Here is a 14,877-nt window from a genome sequence, read left to right as displayed (position 1 = left end):
CTCAGTGGCTCTGCGGAGGCAGCGCCGCGACGACCGGGTGGTCCTTCGCGATCACGCCGACCTTGGCGGCTCCGCCCGGGGAGCCGATCTCGTCGAAGAACTCGACGTTGGCCTTGTAGTAGTCGGACCACTCCTCGGGGAGGTCGTCCTCGTAGTAGATCGCCTCGACGGGGCAGACCGGCTCGCAGGCACCGCAGTCGACGCACTCGTCCGGGTGGATGTAGAGCGAGCGCTCGCCTTCGTAGATGCAGTCGACCGGGCACTCGTCGATGCAGGCGCGGTCTTTGACATCGACGCACGGAAGTGCGATCACGTAGGTCACGGTGCTCCAGGTCCCTTCGAACAGTGTCTCTATCGTACGGGGGCCGACGGGGCGTCGGCGTCCGCGGGACGCGGGGCGGCGGCGGGAGCGGCCGCCCGCAGCCGCGGCCAGGCGATCACGACCAGTGCGATGAGGGCGGGCAGGAAGGTCCAGGCCACGCCGAGGCCGTTCGCCGGGACGAGGACGGAGCCGCCGGTGCTGCGCAGGGCGAGCAGCCCGATCGTCCCGAGCAGGCCCATCGCGGTGCAGAACGCGACGAACCGGTCGATGAGCACGAGGCGCAGCCCGAGCAGGAGCAGCAGCACCCCGGCGAGGGAGGCGGCCAGGCCGACGGGGAGGACGACTCCGCCGACCTGCACGGTGCTCTGGTGGGCGACCGTCGTGATCGCTCCGACCACCGCGCCGACCGCGACTCCGGCGACGCCCGAGAGCACGCGCGACCCGAGCGTCGGGTGCTCCTCCGGCAGCGGCGTCGGACGGCCCGCCTGCGCGACCGGGCGGAAGCGCTCGATGCGGCCGATGGGGAACGGCGGGCCGCTGGAGAGCCGCGCCTCGTCGCCGTGGACCACCAGCTGCGTCGCGTGCGCCTCGTGAGCGGCTCGCTTGCGGGCGTGGTCCTCCGCTGTCAGCTCGATCACGACGTCGCCGGGCAGGGGCGGCGCAGCTTCGGGCAGCACCGCGAGGAAGCGCAGTCCCAGCAGCTCGGCGGCGCGCTCGGCGACCCGGGCCGTGCGGACGTGGTCGGGGTGGCCGTAGCCGCCGCCCGCGTCGTAGGAGAGCACGACTCCCGCGTCGACCTGGCGGAGGACGGCGACGAGATCGGCCACCTCCTCGTCCTCGGACGCGGCGGTGAAGGAGGCGGGATGCACCGGCTCGAGCGGCACCGGGACGCGGCCGGGACCCCACTGCATGCCGGAGTCGCGGTAGACGCGCGGAGCGAGCCCGGGTGCGCGGGCGCCCGCCTCGCCGAGGAAGAGGTGATCGGCGACGCCGAGGGCCGTCAGCGCGACGACGAGCTCGGTCGTGCGGTGCGCGGCCAGCTCGGCCGAGCCCTCGAGCGGAGCGAGGTCCTCGGGGATGACCTCGCCGCACTCGCCCCGCGTGGCGGTGACGACGGTGACGGAGGCGCCCTGCGCCACCAGTCGCGCCAGGGTCCCGCCCATGGTGATCGTCTCGTCGTCGGGGTGGGCGTGCACCGCCACCACCCGCTCCGCTGCTGCGTCCCGGCCCGCGTCCACTCTCCGCCTCTCGTCCTGCGCGGCCTCCGCTGCGGGCGCTTCTGGACAGCGACCGGGCAGCGGACTACAGTCGACCCGGGTTAGGCAAGGCTTACCGAACAACGGGGGCCTCGCCGACCGGATCGACTCGGGGCGGGAGTCGCCCCCTCCTCGTCCACCATCGACCAAGAGAACACGCGTGCTCGCAAACTACCTCATCGGCCTCCGCGAAGGCCTCGAAGCCGGCCTCGTCGTCGGCATCCTCGTGGCCTACCTGACCAAGCTCGGCCGGCGCGACGTGCTGCCGCGGCTGTGGACCGGCATCGCCGCCGCGATCGCGATCTCGCTCGTGACCGGTGCGATCCTCACCTGGGGCCCCTCGACCCTGTCGTTCCAGGCCCAGGAACTCATCGGCGGCGGCCTCTCGATCCTCGCGGTCGGCCTGGTCACGTGGATGATCTTCTGGATGGGCGCGAACGCCCGCAGCCTCAAGGGCGACCTCGAGTCCCGGCTCGACGGCGCCGTCGCAGGGTCGGCTCTCGGGATCGTGGTCCTCGGCTTCATCAGCGTCGGCCGCGAGGGCATCGAGACGGCGCTCTTCGTCTGGGCGAGCGTGTCCTCGAGCAGTGCGGGGTCGGGATCCAGCGCCTGGGTCGGCACGATCGGCGCACTGCTGGGCATCCTCAGCTCGGTGGTCATCGCGTACCTGATCTTCCGGGGCTTCGTCCGGATCGACCTCGGGCGCTTCTTCACCTGGACGGGCGGCTTCCTCATCCTGGTCGCGGCCGGCGTCCTCTCCTACGGCGTCGGCGACCTGCAGGAGGCGTCGCTCCTGCCCGGCTGGGGGACCCCGCTGTTCTCGCTCGGCCCGATCCTCCCGCCGCCCGTGACCGCCGTGGTCGGCGGCCTCTTCAACTACACGCCCGAGCCGACCGCGCTGCAGTTCGCCGCCTGGCTGCTCTACCTCGTCGTCGTCGGCGCCCTGTTCGTCCGCCAGGTCCGCCTGCGCGGCCCGCGACGGGGCAGCGCGGCCCCGATCGCCGCTCCCGCTCCCACCTCCGTCTGACCCGCTCCGGCCCCGCCGGCGCACTCGCCCCGATCCAGGAGAAGCATGTCCTCGCGCGCTCGTCCCACCCTCCCCCGCGTCACCCTCGGCCTCGCCGGCGCCGGCGCCCTGGCGCTGATCCTCACGGGCTGCGTGCCGAACACCCCCGCGTCCTCCTCCTCCGCCGCGCTCGACGTCGCGATCAGCGACGACGCCTGCGAGGTGTCGACGGCGACCGCCGAGGCGGGAGCGGTGACGTTCTCGCTGACCAACGGCGGCTCGGACGTCAACGAGTTCGAGATCCTGGCCGAGGACAAGCTGCGGATCGTGGGCGAGAAGGAGAACGTGACCCCGGGCCAGAGCGTCTCCTACGTCGCTCAGCTCGAGCCGGGCACCTACTACACCGCCTGCAAGTTCCAGCAGGTGGGCGCCCCGGTCGGGCTGAGCGAGTTCACCGTCACCGGTGAGGCCACCGCGCAGTCGGCGGACGAGAAGGCGGCGACGGAGGCGGCGGTCACCAACTACGTGGCGTACGTGAAGTCGCAGGTGGGCGAGCTGCTCCCCGCGGTCGCCGAGTTCGCGCAGGCCTACGAGGCCGGCGACGACGAGTCGGCGCGCGGCCTCTTCGCGTCGACCCGCGTCTTCTACGAGCGGATCGAGCCGACCGCGGAGGCGTTCGGCGACCTCGACCCGCGCATCGACTACCGCGAGGTCGACGCGGTCGCCGAGGGCCTGGACTGGACCGGCTTCCACCGCATCGAGAAGGACCTGTGGGCCCCCGCGGACGGTGCGCTCAACTCCGACGGCACGAGCGCGCTCCTCGACTGGGCGCCCTCCACCGCCGAGCAGCGCACGCAGTTCGGCCAGGGCCTCGTCGACGACGTGCAGAGCCTGGCCGACCTCGTGAACGCCCCCGGCTTCACCGTGTCGGTGGGCGACATCTCCAACGGCGCCATCGGCCTGCTCGACGAGGTCGCGGCCGGGAAGATCACGGGCGAGGAGGACTGGTGGTCGAGCACCGACCTCACGGACTTCGCGGCCAACGTCCAGGGCGCGGAGGTGGCGTTCGGCAACGTCGAGCCGATCGCGACCGCCAGCGGCGACGAGGGCGCCGACCTCACCGGGCGGATCACGCAGCGCTTCTCGGAGCTCGACGCTCTGCTCGCCCAGTACGGCTCGATCGACTCCGGCTTCGCCGCGTACTCCACCCTCACCGCGGATCAGAAGAAGGAGCTCTCGGACGCGGTCAACGCCCTCTCGGAGCCGCTCTCGCAGCTGACGCACACGGTGCTCGGCGTCGAGGAGCCGGCCGCGTAGTGGACGCCGCGCAGCACGAGGGAGCCCTGCCCGCGGATCCGGAGCAGTCCGCCGACGAGCCCCGCCGCCTCTCGCGGCGCGGGCTGCTCGGCCTCGTCTCGGCGGGGACCGCCGGACTGGCCGCCGGAGTGGGCGGCACGGTGGCCGTCACCTCCTCCGCGAGCGCGACGGCCTCCTCCGCCACGCGCACCGTGCCGTTCTTCGGCGCGAACCAGGCGGGGATCACCACCGCCGCGCAGGACCGGCTGCACTTCGCCGCGTTCGACCTCGCCGCGGGTACCACGCGCGAGGACCTCGTCGAGCTCCTGAAGGACTGGACGCTCGCCGCCTCGCGGATGACCCAGGGCCTCGAGGTCGGCGAGACCGGCGCGGTGGACGGGCCGGACACGGCTCCCCCGGAGGACACCGGGGAGGCGCTCGGGCTCGACGCCGCGTCCCTGACCGTCACGGTCGGCTTCGGACCCACGCTCTTCACGGACGAGTCCGGCGCCGACCGCTTCGGCCTCGCCGACCGCCGGCCTCCGGAGCTGCAGGCCCTGCCCCGCTTCCGCGGCGACGCGCTCGTCCCCTCGGCCGGCGGCGGCGACCTCTGCATCCAGGCCTGCGCGGACGACCCCCAGGTCGCCGTGCACGCCATCCGCAATCTGAGCCGGATCGCGTTCGGCCGGGCCTCGCTCCGCTGGTCGCAGCTCGGGTTCGGCCGCACCTCCTCGACGTCCACCGCCCAGGCGACTCCGCGCAACCTCTTCGGCTTCAAGGACGGCACGGCGAACGTGAAGTCCGAGGAGGCCGACGCGGTCCAGGAGCACGTCTGGGTCCCGTCCTCCGACGGCCCCGCGTGGATGGTCGGCGGCAGCTACCTGGTCGCGCGGAAGATCCGGATGATCATCGAGACCTGGGACCGCAGCCAGCTGGGCGAGCAGGAGCGGGTCATCGGCCGCAGCAAGGGGTCCGGCGCGCCGCTCTCGGGCGGCACGGAGTCCACCGAGCCCGATTTCGCGGCCGCCGGCGCCACCGGTGCCCCGCTGATCGATCAGGAGTCGCACGTGCGCCTCGCGCACCCGAGCGCGAACGACGGAGTGCGGCTCCTGCGGCGCGGCTACAACTTCGTCGACGGCAACGACGAGCTCGGACGCCTGAACGCGGGACTGTTCTTCCTCTCGTTCCAGCGCTCCCCCGAGCAGTTCGTCACCGTGCAGCGGAACCTCGCGACGGATGCACTGAACGAGTACGTGAAGCACGTCGGCTCGGCCGTGTTCGCCGTGCCGCCCGGCGCCCGCGACGAGAGCGACTTCCTCGGCTCCGGCCTCTTCGCCTGATCCCTGAGAGGACCCGCACTCCGTCCCAGGATCCGGCGGGCGCACTCCACGGAGCGCCGAAGCCTGCGCCCGTAGCGTCGTCGGCGATGTCCGGGAACAGTGCGAGAAGCGGCCTGACCAAGCGCGAGCGCCAGGAGCTCGCCCGAGCGCAGGCGCGGGAGCGCCGCGAAGCAGAGAGGCGCCGGCGGCGTCGGAACCGGCTGCTCGGGCAGGGCGGAGCGGTCGTCGGGCTCCTCGCGGTCGTGGCCCTGGTCTGCTGGAACGTCTGGTCGCAGCAGGAGGTCGCGAGCGCCGGCCCGGCGAACATGCTCAGCGACGGCATCGTCCTCGCGGGCGACGGCTCGGCCGTGACGGCGACGACGACCGCGGCGATCGCTCCGGGGGCCTCCCCCGTCCCGACCGACGAGAGCGCCACGCGGGCGGGCGGAGTCGTCGCCGTCGACCTCTACGTCGACTACCTCTGCCCGTACTGCGGGCAGTTCGAGAAGGCGAACGCCGAACAGCTGCAGTCGTGGCTGACGAAGGGGGCGATCACGCTCGAAATCCACCCGATCGCGATCCTCGACTCCTCCTCGGCCGGCTCCGAGTACTCCAGCCGGGCCGCGAACGCCGCTGCGTGCGTCGCCGACGAGGATCCGGACAGCTTCCTCGCCGTGAACGCGGCGCTCTTCGCGCAGCAGCCGGCGGAGGGGACGACGGGCCTGGACGACGACGCGCTGCGGGCGCTGGTGACCGGAGCGGGCGTCACCGACGACGACGTCCTCGCCTGCATGACGGCGGGCGAGTTCCGGCCCTGGGTGAAGGCCGCGACCCAGCGGGCCACCACGCAGCCGCTGGCGAACTCGTCCCTCGAGAAGCTGGAGTCGACGCCGACCGTGCTGGTGAACGGCGAGCAGTACACGGGGAAGCCGGACGACGCGGCGGCGTTCGTCTCCTTCGTCACCTCGACGCTCGAGGCGGAGTCCGCGACTCCCTCTCCCTCTCCGAGCCCGGCGGGGTGATCCGACCCGCAGGGAGGAGATCCTGCGGCACGCGCTGCAGGACCGCGCGGAGACGACGAGACCGGCCGGAGCATCGCTCCGGCCGGTCTCGTCGTGGGCGGGCGCCGAGGCGCCCGGGGCTCAGCCCTGCTTCTTGAGGCGGCTCGTCATGCGCGCGCGGGCGTTCGCGTCGAGCTCCACCTTGCGGATGCGGACGACCTCGGGGGTGACCTCGACGCACTCGTCCTCGCGAGCGAACTCGAGGCACTCCTCGAGCGTCAGCTGACGCGACGGCGTCATCGACTCGAAGGTGTCGGAGGTGGACTGACGCATGTTGGTCAGCTTCTTCTCCTTGGTGATGTTGACGTCCATGTCGTCGTTGCGCGAGTTCTCGCCGATCACCATGCCCTCGTAGACCTCCTCGGTGGGGTTCACGAAGAAGGTCATCCGCTCCTGGAGCGCGATGATGGCGAACGGGGTCACGACGCCGTTGCGGTCCGCGACGATCGATCCGTTGTTGCGGGTGACGATCGCGCCCGCCCACGGCTCGTAGCCGTGCAGGATCGCGTTCGCGATGCCGGTGCCGCGCGTGGTGGTGAGGAATTCGGTGCGGAAGCCGATCAGGCCGCGCGACGGGACGATGAACTCCATGCGGACCCAGCCGGTGCCGTGGTTCGACATGCCGTCCATGCGGCCCTTGCGGGCGGCGAGGAGCTGCGTGATCGCGCCGAGGTACTCCTCCGGCGCGTCGATCGTGAGGTGCTCGAAGGGCTCGTGCGTCTTGCCGTCGACCTGGCGGGTGACCACCTGGGGCTTGCCGACGGTCAGCTCGTAGCCCTCGCGGCGCATCTGCTCGACGAGGATGGCCAGCGCGAGCTCGCCGCGCCCCTGGACCTCCCACGAGTCGGGGCGTCCGATGTCGACGATCTTGAGCGACACGTTTCCGATGAGCTCGCGGTCGAGGCGGTCCTTGACCATGCGCGCCGTGAGCTTGTGGCCCTTGACCTTGCCGACGAGCGGCGAGGTGTTGGTGCCGATGGTCATCGAGATCGCCGGGTCGTCGACCGTGATGGCCGGCAGCGGGCGGATGTCCTCGGGGTCGGCGATGGTCTCGCCGATGGTGATCTCAGGGAAGCCCGCGATCGCGACGATGTCGCCGGGGCCCGCGGACTCGGCCGGGTAGCGGTCGAGCGCCTTGGTGATCAGCAGTTCGGTGATGCGCGCGTTGGTGTGGGTGCCGTCGTGGTGGACCCAGGCGACCGTCTGCCCCTTCTTGATCGTGCCGTTGAAGACGCGGAGGAGGGCGAGGCGGCCGAGGAACGGCGACGCGTCGAGGTTGGTGACGTGGGCCTGGAGGGGCGCGTCGTCGTCGTAGGTCGGCGCCGGGATGTGCTTGAGGATCGCCTCGAACAGCGGCTCCAGGTCCTCGGCGTCCGGCAGCGTGCCGTCCTCGGGCTTGTTCGCCGAGGCGCGGCCGGCCTTGCCGGAGGCGTAGACCACGGGGACGTCGAGGATCGCGTCGAGGTCGAGGTCCGGCACGTCGTCGGCCATGTCGGAGGCGAGGCCGAGGAGCAGGTCCTGGCTCTCGGCGACGACCTCGTCGATGCGCGCGTCGGGGCGGTCGGTCTTGTTGACCAGCAGGATGACGGGGAGCTTCGCCTCGAGCGCCTTGCGCAGCACGAAGCGGGTCTGGGGCAGCGGGCCCTCGGACGCGTCGACGAGGAGGCAGACGCCGTCGACCATCGACAGGCCGCGCTCGACCTCGCCTCCGAAGTCGGCGTGGCCCGGGGTGTCGATGACGTTGATGGTGATGGGACCGTCGCTCGCGTGCTTGCCGCTGTACGAGACAGCGGTGTTCTTCGCGAGGATCGTGATGCCCTTCTCGCGCTCGAGCTCGTTGGAGTCCATCGCGCGCTCGTCCACGTGGGCGTGCGCGTCGAAGGAGTTCGTCTGCTTGAGCATGGCGTCGACCAGCGTGGTCTTGCCATGGTCGACGTGGGCGACGATCGCGACGTTGCGCAGGTCGGAGCGGGTGGCACTTGCCATGGATACGGACTCGTCTCGTGTTCTCGTGCAAAAGGGGGACCATCCATCGTACCGCAGCGAGGCGTCCGCACGGCGAAGGGCCCCGGATCCCCGCTCCGGAGGGCTCCGAGGAGCGCTCCAGGCGGGGCCGGGGCCCTGGTGACCGTCGGTCAGACCGCGAACTCGATGCCGGCGCCGGGGATGGCGTCGAGCAGCTCGCGGGTGTACTCCTGCTGCGGCGAGTCGAACACGGTGTCCGTCGGCGCGTGCTCGACGATCCGGCCCTTCTGCATCACGCAGACGTCGTCGGCGATCACGCGCACCACCGCCAGGTCGTGCGTGATGAACAGGTAGGTGAGCCCGAGCTCGGCCTGCAGATCGGCGAGGAGGCGGAGGATCTGCGCCTGGACGAGGACGTCCAGAGCCGACACGGCCTCGTCGAGCACCACGATCTCCGGCTTCAGCGCGAGCGCGCGGGCGATCGCCACGCGCTGGCGCTGGCCGCCGGAGAGCTCGTTCGGGTACCGGCTCGCGATCACGCGCGGGAGGGACACCTGGTCGAGCAGCTCGAGGACGCGCTCGCGCTGCGACGTCCGGTCGCCGACCTTGTGCACCCGCAGCGGCTCCGAGATGGTGTTGCCGATGTTGTGCAGCGGGTCGAGCGAGCCGTACGGGTCCTGGAACACCGGCTGCATGGAGCGCCGGAGCGCCAGCATGTCGCGGCCCTTGAGCTTCTCGGTCCGGCGGCCGGCGATCGAGATCGCACCGGAGGTCGCCGTCTCGAGGCCCAGCACCAGGCGGGCGATGGTCGACTTGCCCGAGCCGGACTCGCCCACGAGCGCCGTGGTGGTGCCCTTCGGGATCGAGAACGACACGTTGTCGACGGCCGTGAAGTCCTCGGCCTTCAGGCCGCCGCGGCGGATCTTGAAGACCTTGGTGAGGCCGTCGACCTCGATCATCGGCGCGCCGGAGGCGACGGCGCCGGCGTGGTGCGCGGCACCCGCGCCGACCAGGTCGACCTCGCGGACGGCCTCCGACTCGCCGGGGACCGACTCCACGGCCCGCCCGGCCGTCGACTGGATGCGGCGCGACGCGAGGCTGGGCGCCGCCGCGATCAGGCGCTGCGTGTAGGGGTGCTGCGGGTTCTGCAGCACTTCCACCGACGCGCCGGACTCGACGATGCGGCCCTTGTACATGACGATGAGCTTTTCGGCGCGCTCGGCGGCGAGGCCCAGGTCGTGCGTGATGAAGAGCAGCGCGGTGCCGTCGGTCTTCGTCAGCGTCTCGAGGTGGTCGAGGATCCGGCGCTGGACCGTGACGTCGAGCGCCGAGGTGGGCTCGTCGGCGATCAGCAGCTGGGGAGCCGCGGCCAGGCCGATGCCGATCAGCACGCGCTGGCGCATGCCGCCGGAGAACTGGTGCGGGAACTGCTTGAGGCGCTTCTCCGCGTCGGCGAGGCCCGCGTTCTGCAGGACCTCGATCGCCTTGGCGCGCACCTCCTTGCGACCGGTCGCCAGGCCGTTGGCCTTGATGGTCTCCTCGACCTGGAAGCCGACCGACCACACGGGGTTGAGGTTCGACATCGGGTCCTGCGGGACGTAGCCGATGCGGCGGCCCCGGATGTCCTCGAGCTCGGTCCTCGTGGCCTTCGCGAGGTCCTTGCCGTCGAAGAGCACGGAGCCGGCGGTGACCTGGCCGGTGCCGGGGAGCAGGCCGATGATCGCGGCGGCGGTCGTCGACTTGCCGGAGCCCGACTCCCCCACGATCGCGACGGTCTGGCCGTGCTCGATCGTGAGGCTCACGCCGCGGAGGGCGGGGACCAGTCCGCTGCCGGTCTGGAAGCCGACCTCGAGGTCGGTGACCTCGAGCAGCGGCCCCCGCGGTGCGTTCGGTGTCGTGGCGGTCATCGGAGGGCCCTCGCCTTCGGGTCGAGCGCGTCGCGGAGCGACTCGCCGAGGAGGATGAAGCTCAGCACCGTGACCGTCAGGGCGATCGACGGGTAGATCAGCGTCTGCGGGTTGGTGCGCAGGTCGCGCTGGGCCTGGCTGATGTCGTTGCCCCACGACATGACCGAGCCGGGCAGGCCGACGCCGAGGAACGACAGCGTCGCCTCCGCGGTGATGGCCGCGCCGAGCGAGATCGTCGTGACGACGATGACGGGCGCGATCGAGTTCGGCAGCACGTGCCGGAACAGGATCGCCATGCGCGAGAGGCCCGTCGCGGTGGCGGCGCCGACGAAGTCGGACTGCTTCACGCGGAGGACCTCGGAGCGCAGGACGCGCGCCGTCGTCGGCCACGCGAACGCGCCGATCGCCAGGGCGATGACGAACACGTTCCGGTGGGCCGAGAAGACGGACATGATGACGACCGCGGCGAGGATGTAGGGGATCGAGAAGAAGATGTCGCCGAGGCGCATAATCACGGTGTCGACCCAGCCGCCGAAGAAGCCGGCCAGCGCGCCGCCGATGACGCCGGACACCGTCGTGATCACGATCACGATGAGGCCGACGGTCAGCGACGTGGACGTGCCGTGGATGATCCGCGAGAACACGTCGCAGCCCTGCTTGGTGTAGCCGAGCACGCTGCCGTCGCCGGGGCCCTGGTTGCTGAACGAGAGCGCGCACTGGCGGGGGTCCACCGAGGTGAACAGGCCCGGGAACAGCGCGACGGCGATGATGACGAGGATCAGGACGCCCGAGATCCAGAACATGGGGCGCTTGCGCAGGTCGCGCCACGCGTCGGTCCAGAGGTTGCTGGGCTTCTCGTCGAGGCTGACGGCGTCGACCGACGCGATCGGCGTCTCCTCGAGCGGGGCCACGAAGTGGTCGATGCGGCGGGACTTCTGCACGCCGCCGGTGGACTCATTTGGCATAGCGGATCCTCGGGTCGAGTACGGCGTAGAGCAGGTCGACGAGGATGTTCACCACGAGGTAGAACAGCACCATGACCGTGACGAAGGAGACGACGGTCGGCCGCTCCCCTCGAATGATCGCCTGATAGAGCGTGTTCCCGACTCCGGGAACGTTGAAGATGCCCTCGGTCACGGTCGCGCCGACGATCAGGAGGCCGAAGTCGGCTCCGAACTGCGTCGTGACCGGGATGAGCGAGTTGCGCAGGACGTGCACGGGGATGACGCGGCGTCGCGAGAGCCCCTTGCTGTACGCGGTGCGCACGAAGTCCGAGCCGGCCGTCTCGATGACCGAGCCGCGCGTGAGGCGGATGGCGGAGGCGACGACGAACAGGGCGAGCACGATCGCGGGCAGCAGCAGCCTCTGGAACGACGCGTCGGCTCCGACGGTCGGGGGGAACCACCCCAGCTGGATCGCGAAGAAGGACTGCGCGATGAAGCAGAGCACGAAGATCGGCACCGAGACGAGCAGGAGGCTGACGACCAGCGCGCTCGCGTCGAAGAAGCTGCCCTTGCGCAGGCCGCTGATGAGGCCGATGGTCAGCGCGACGACGATCTCGATGACGATCGCCATCATGGCCAGCGTCAGAGTGACCGGGAAGGTGCGGGCGAGGATCTCGTTGACGGACTGGCCGGAGAACGAGATGCCGAAGTCGCCGCGGACGACGCCTCCCAGGTAGTACAGGTACTGGACGAAGAAGGGCTCGTTCAGGTGGTACTGCTCCTCGAGGCGGGCGAGGAGCGCGGGGCTCGGCGTCTTGTCGCCGAAGAGCGACAGGAGCGGGTTCCCCGGCATGGAGAAGACCATGAAGTAGATGAGGAACGTGGTGCCGATGAGCACGGGGACGGCTTGCAGGATGCGTCGGACGATGTAGGCGAGCATGTCAGCCCAGCCGGTTCCGGAGTCGCATGGATGGGGACCTCATTCGATTGTGACCGAAACAGGGCGCTCCGCCCGTGCCGTGACCGGGTGGCCGACGGCACGGGCGAAGCGCCCCAGTGGTTCGAGCTTAGTTCTTGGTGATCTCGTAGTAGAGCGGCACCGAGTTCCAGCCGAACTCGACGTTCGACACGCCCTCGCCGTAGCCGCCGGTCACGTTCGCGTACCACAGGGGCAGCGACGGGAGGTCCTGCAGGAGGATCTCCTGGGCCTGCTGGAACGTCTTGTTCGCAGCGTCGGCGTCGGCGTCCGACAGGCCCTGCTGGAGCAGGGTGTCGAACTCGGGGTTGGAGTAGTCGCCGTCGTTGGACGAGGCGCCGGTCACGTAGAGCGGTCCGAGGAAGTTGTAGAGGCTCGGGTAGTCGGCCTGCCATCCGGTGCGGAACGCGGTCTCGATCGAGCGGTCGACGATCTTGGTGCGCGCCTCGGCGAAGGTCGGGTACGCGTCGCCCTCGGCGTCGATGCCCAGCGTGTTCTTGATCGAGTTGGTCACCGCGTCGACCCAGCCCTGGTGGCCGCCGTCAGCGTTGTAGGCGATCTTGAAGGTGCCGTCCCAGGGGCTGATCGCGTCGGCCTGAGCCCACAGCGCCTTGGCCTCGTCGGGGTTGTACTCGAGCACGTCCGCGCCGGAGAGGGCGTCGCTGTAGCCGTCGATCACCGGGGAGGTGAAGTCGGAGGCCGGGGTGCGGGTGCCCTCGAAGATCACGTCGGTGATCTCCTTGCGGTCGAAGGACATCGAGATCGCCTGGCGGCGGAGCTTGCCCTCCTCGCCGTCGAAGTGCGGGAGACGGCCCGGGATGGTGAAGGACTGGAACACGGCCGAGGGCTGGTTCACGGCGCGGTCGCCGAGGTCGCTCTCGAAGGTGCCGAAGGCGGAGTCCGGGATCTGGTCGATCACGTCGACGTTGCCGCCGAGGAGGTCGGCGTAGGAGGCGTCCTGCGTGGCGTAGAAGACGATCTTCAGGCCGCCGTTCTGGGCCTCGCGGGGGCCGGTGTACTCGTCGTTCTTGACGAGCTCGATCTGGACGTCGTGCTGCCACGCGTCGTCGCCGTCGAGCTTGTACGGGCCGTTGCCGATCGGGTTCTCACCGAAGGCGGCCATGTCGTCGAACGCGGCGGCCGGCAGCGGGTAGTACGCCGAGTAGCCGAGGCTGATCGGGAAGTCCGACTGCGGGGACTTGAGCGCCACGGTGAAGGTGGTGTCGTCCACGGCCTTGAGGCCGGTGAGCTCGCTGTCCTCGGTGTCGCTGAAGCCCTCGAAGTTCGAGAAGAACGACGCGCTGAGCTGGTTGTTCGACAGCTTGGCGCCGTAGTTCCACGCATCGATGAACGAGCTGGAGGTGACCGGGTCGCCGTTGGTGAAGGTCAGGCCCGACTTGATCGTGATGGTGTAGTTCTGCGCGTCGTCCGACTCGATGGACTCGGCGACGTCGTTCTCGGGGGCGCCCTTGGCGTCGTAGTAGACCAGGCCCGCGAAGATCTCGTCGAGGATCTTGCCGCCGCCCACCTCGTTGGTGTTCGTCGGGATCAGCGGGTTCTGCGGCTCGGAGCCGTTCGTGGAGATGATCGCGGCGGCGTCGCCTCCCGATGCACCTCCGCCCGAGTCGTTCGAGCTGCTGCAGCCGGCCAGGACCAGCGTGCTCGCGGCGACGAGCGCCAGAGCCCCGAATCCGTAACGTCTGATGTTCACTATTCCTCCAGTGGTGTGGGGGCGCGCGAGAAGTGGTTTCCCTGACGCGTGGAGTGCCGTGCGCGTGGCGACGGCGGCGGCGCACGAGACTGGTGGCCGTCGCGCGGATGCCTGGAACGAGACTATGTATTCGCTCGCTATCTGCACAAAAGCATGTGGCAACCGTTACACAGCGGTAACCGGGAGGTGGAATCCTTGCGTCTTTCTGCACGAAACGTGCGCACAGGGCGGCCGCCGCGCAACACATCGACTTCAGAGGAGACGCACGAAGTGTCCACCGACCTGTCAGGATCCGCGGTCTCGCCGCGCCGGATCCGCGTCGAGATCCTGCTGGTCCTCGGGCTCTCGCTGGGCGCCTCCGCGGTCTACTCGGTGGTCTCGATCGCCAACCGGCTCACCCGCTCGACCGCCCTGGCCGACCAGACCGCGACGATCAACGGCGCCCTCAGCGACCGCCCGGGCTTCGACCTCGTGTACCAGCTGCTCGCGCTCTTCTTCGATCTCGTGCCGGTCGCCCTCTGCGCGTTCCTGCTCTGGCAGAGCACGGGCCGGCCGCTCGGGCGGCTGGGACTCGACCTGCGCCGGCCCCTGGCGGACCTGGGGACCGGGACGATCCTGGCGGTGGCGATCGGCGCGCCGGGCATCGCCCTCTACGCCGTCGGCCGCGCGCTGGGGATCACCGTGGCGGTCGTGGCCTCCCCGCTCGACGCGTACTGGTGGACGGTGCCGGTGCTCGTGCTGTCCGCGATCCGCGCGGGGGTGCAGGAGGAGGTCGTCGTGATCGGCTACCTCTACGCGCGGCTCGGCGACCTGGGCTGGGGCCGGTGGCGGATCCTCGTGACCAGCGCACTGCTGCGGGGCAGCTACCACCTGTACCAGGGCATCGGGCCCTTCATCGGGAACGTGGTCATGGGAGTGGTGTTCGGGCTGTTCTACCAGCGCTTCGGCCGGACGCTGCCGCTCGTGATCGCCCACTCGATCATCGACATCGTCTCGTTCGTCGGCTACCCGCTCGCTGTCGCCCTCTGGCCCGAGCTGTTCGCGCCGCCGTCCCCGCAGACGTGACCTCGGACTGTTCGCAACCGAGGTCAGGAGGCACAGGCGCGCCCCTCGC

At 70.5% G+C, this 14,877-nt stretch carries 12 protein-coding genes; 5 read left to right on the top strand and 7 right to left on the bottom strand.

All coding sequences use genetic code 11. From position 1 onward, the window contains the following. Position 1: 1 nt before the first annotated feature. On the bottom strand, positions 2–322 hold the full coding sequence (gene fdxA, locus C5D08_RS12050) for a ferredoxin (RefSeq protein ID WP_104277231.1): 321 nt from the start codon (positions 320–322) through the stop codon (positions 2–4). A 29-nt stretch (positions 323–351) separates the two neighbouring features. Next, complete coding sequence (locus C5D08_RS12045) at positions 352–1,560, bottom strand: PIG-L family deacetylase (protein WP_146086038.1); 1,209 nt, start codon at positions 1,558–1,560, stop codon at positions 352–354. Between the two features lie 178 nt (positions 1,561–1,738). Here C5D08_RS12045 and efeU point away from each other — a divergent pair, with 178 nt between their 5' ends. The 4 genes from efeU to C5D08_RS12025 all read left to right on the top strand — a co-directional run bounded on the left by efeU (position 1,739) and on the right by C5D08_RS12025 (position 6,221). Next, positions 1,739–2,605 (top strand): iron uptake transporter permease EfeU, encoded by an 867-nt coding sequence (gene efeU, locus C5D08_RS12040; protein ID WP_104277229.1) that lies wholly within the window; start codon positions 1,739–1,741, stop codon positions 2,603–2,605. Positions 2,606–2,650: 45 nt separating this feature from the next. Further along, entirely contained in the window at positions 2,651–3,901 is a 1,251-nt protein-coding gene (efeO, locus tag C5D08_RS12035) for an iron uptake system protein EfeO (protein WP_104277228.1), read from the top strand. Beyond that, on the top strand, positions 3,901–5,220 hold the full coding sequence (efeB, locus tag C5D08_RS12030; protein ID WP_374953929.1) for an iron uptake transporter deferrochelatase/peroxidase subunit: 1,320 nt from the start codon (positions 3,901–3,903) through the stop codon (positions 5,218–5,220). The genes efeO and efeB overlap by 1 nt, the downstream gene beginning before the upstream one ends. Positions 5,221–5,306: 86 nt before the next feature. Beyond that, positions 5,307–6,221: a thioredoxin domain-containing protein gene (locus tag C5D08_RS12025; RefSeq protein WP_104277227.1), complete on the top strand. Its 915-nt coding sequence runs from the start codon at positions 5,307–5,309 to the stop codon at positions 6,219–6,221. Positions 6,222–6,341: 120 nt separating this feature from the next. On the opposite strand, the gene typA is transcribed toward C5D08_RS12025, so the two are convergent. From typA to C5D08_RS12000, 5 genes are all read right to left on the bottom strand, one after another. Then, complete coding sequence (gene typA / locus C5D08_RS12020; RefSeq protein ID WP_104222978.1) at positions 6,342–8,246, bottom strand: translational GTPase TypA; 1,905 nt, start codon at positions 8,244–8,246, stop codon at positions 6,342–6,344. Between the two features lie 149 nt (positions 8,247–8,395). Then, entirely contained in the window at positions 8,396–10,132 is a 1,737-nt protein-coding gene (locus C5D08_RS12015; protein ID WP_104277226.1) for an ABC transporter ATP-binding protein, read from the bottom strand. Beyond that, the gene (locus C5D08_RS12010) at positions 10,129–11,097 is read right to left on the bottom strand and encodes an ABC transporter permease (protein WP_104277225.1); all 969 of its coding nucleotides are present in this window, start codon (positions 11,095–11,097) and stop codon (positions 10,129–10,131) included. The genes C5D08_RS12015 and C5D08_RS12010 overlap by 4 nt, the downstream gene beginning before the upstream one ends. Next, positions 11,087–12,016 carry an ABC transporter permease gene (locus C5D08_RS12005; RefSeq protein WP_104222975.1) on the bottom strand — a complete coding sequence of 310 codons (930 nt, stop codon included), beginning with the start codon at positions 12,014–12,016 and terminating at the stop codon, positions 11,087–11,089. The genes C5D08_RS12010 and C5D08_RS12005 overlap by 11 nt, the downstream gene beginning before the upstream one ends. Before the next feature lie 127 nt (positions 12,017–12,143). Further along, the gene (locus tag C5D08_RS12000; protein WP_104277224.1) at positions 12,144–13,763 is read right to left on the bottom strand and encodes an ABC transporter substrate-binding protein; all 1,620 of its coding nucleotides are present in this window, start codon (positions 13,761–13,763) and stop codon (positions 12,144–12,146) included. Between the two features lie 270 nt (positions 13,764–14,033). On the opposite strand from C5D08_RS12000, the gene C5D08_RS11995 reads away from it, so the two are divergent. After that, positions 14,034–14,828: a CPBP family intramembrane glutamic endopeptidase gene (locus C5D08_RS11995; protein WP_258064997.1), complete on the top strand. Its 795-nt coding sequence runs from the start codon at positions 14,034–14,036 to the stop codon at positions 14,826–14,828. The last annotated feature ends 49 nt before the right edge of the window (positions 14,829–14,877 follow it).

This window comes from Rathayibacter sp. AY1B6 (assembly GCF_002932755.1).
GTDB lineage: Bacteria > Actinomycetota > Actinomycetes > Actinomycetales > Microbacteriaceae > Rathayibacter.
Note: the sequence above shows the minus strand (reverse complement) of the source record. Positions and strands in the feature narration are given on the sequence as shown.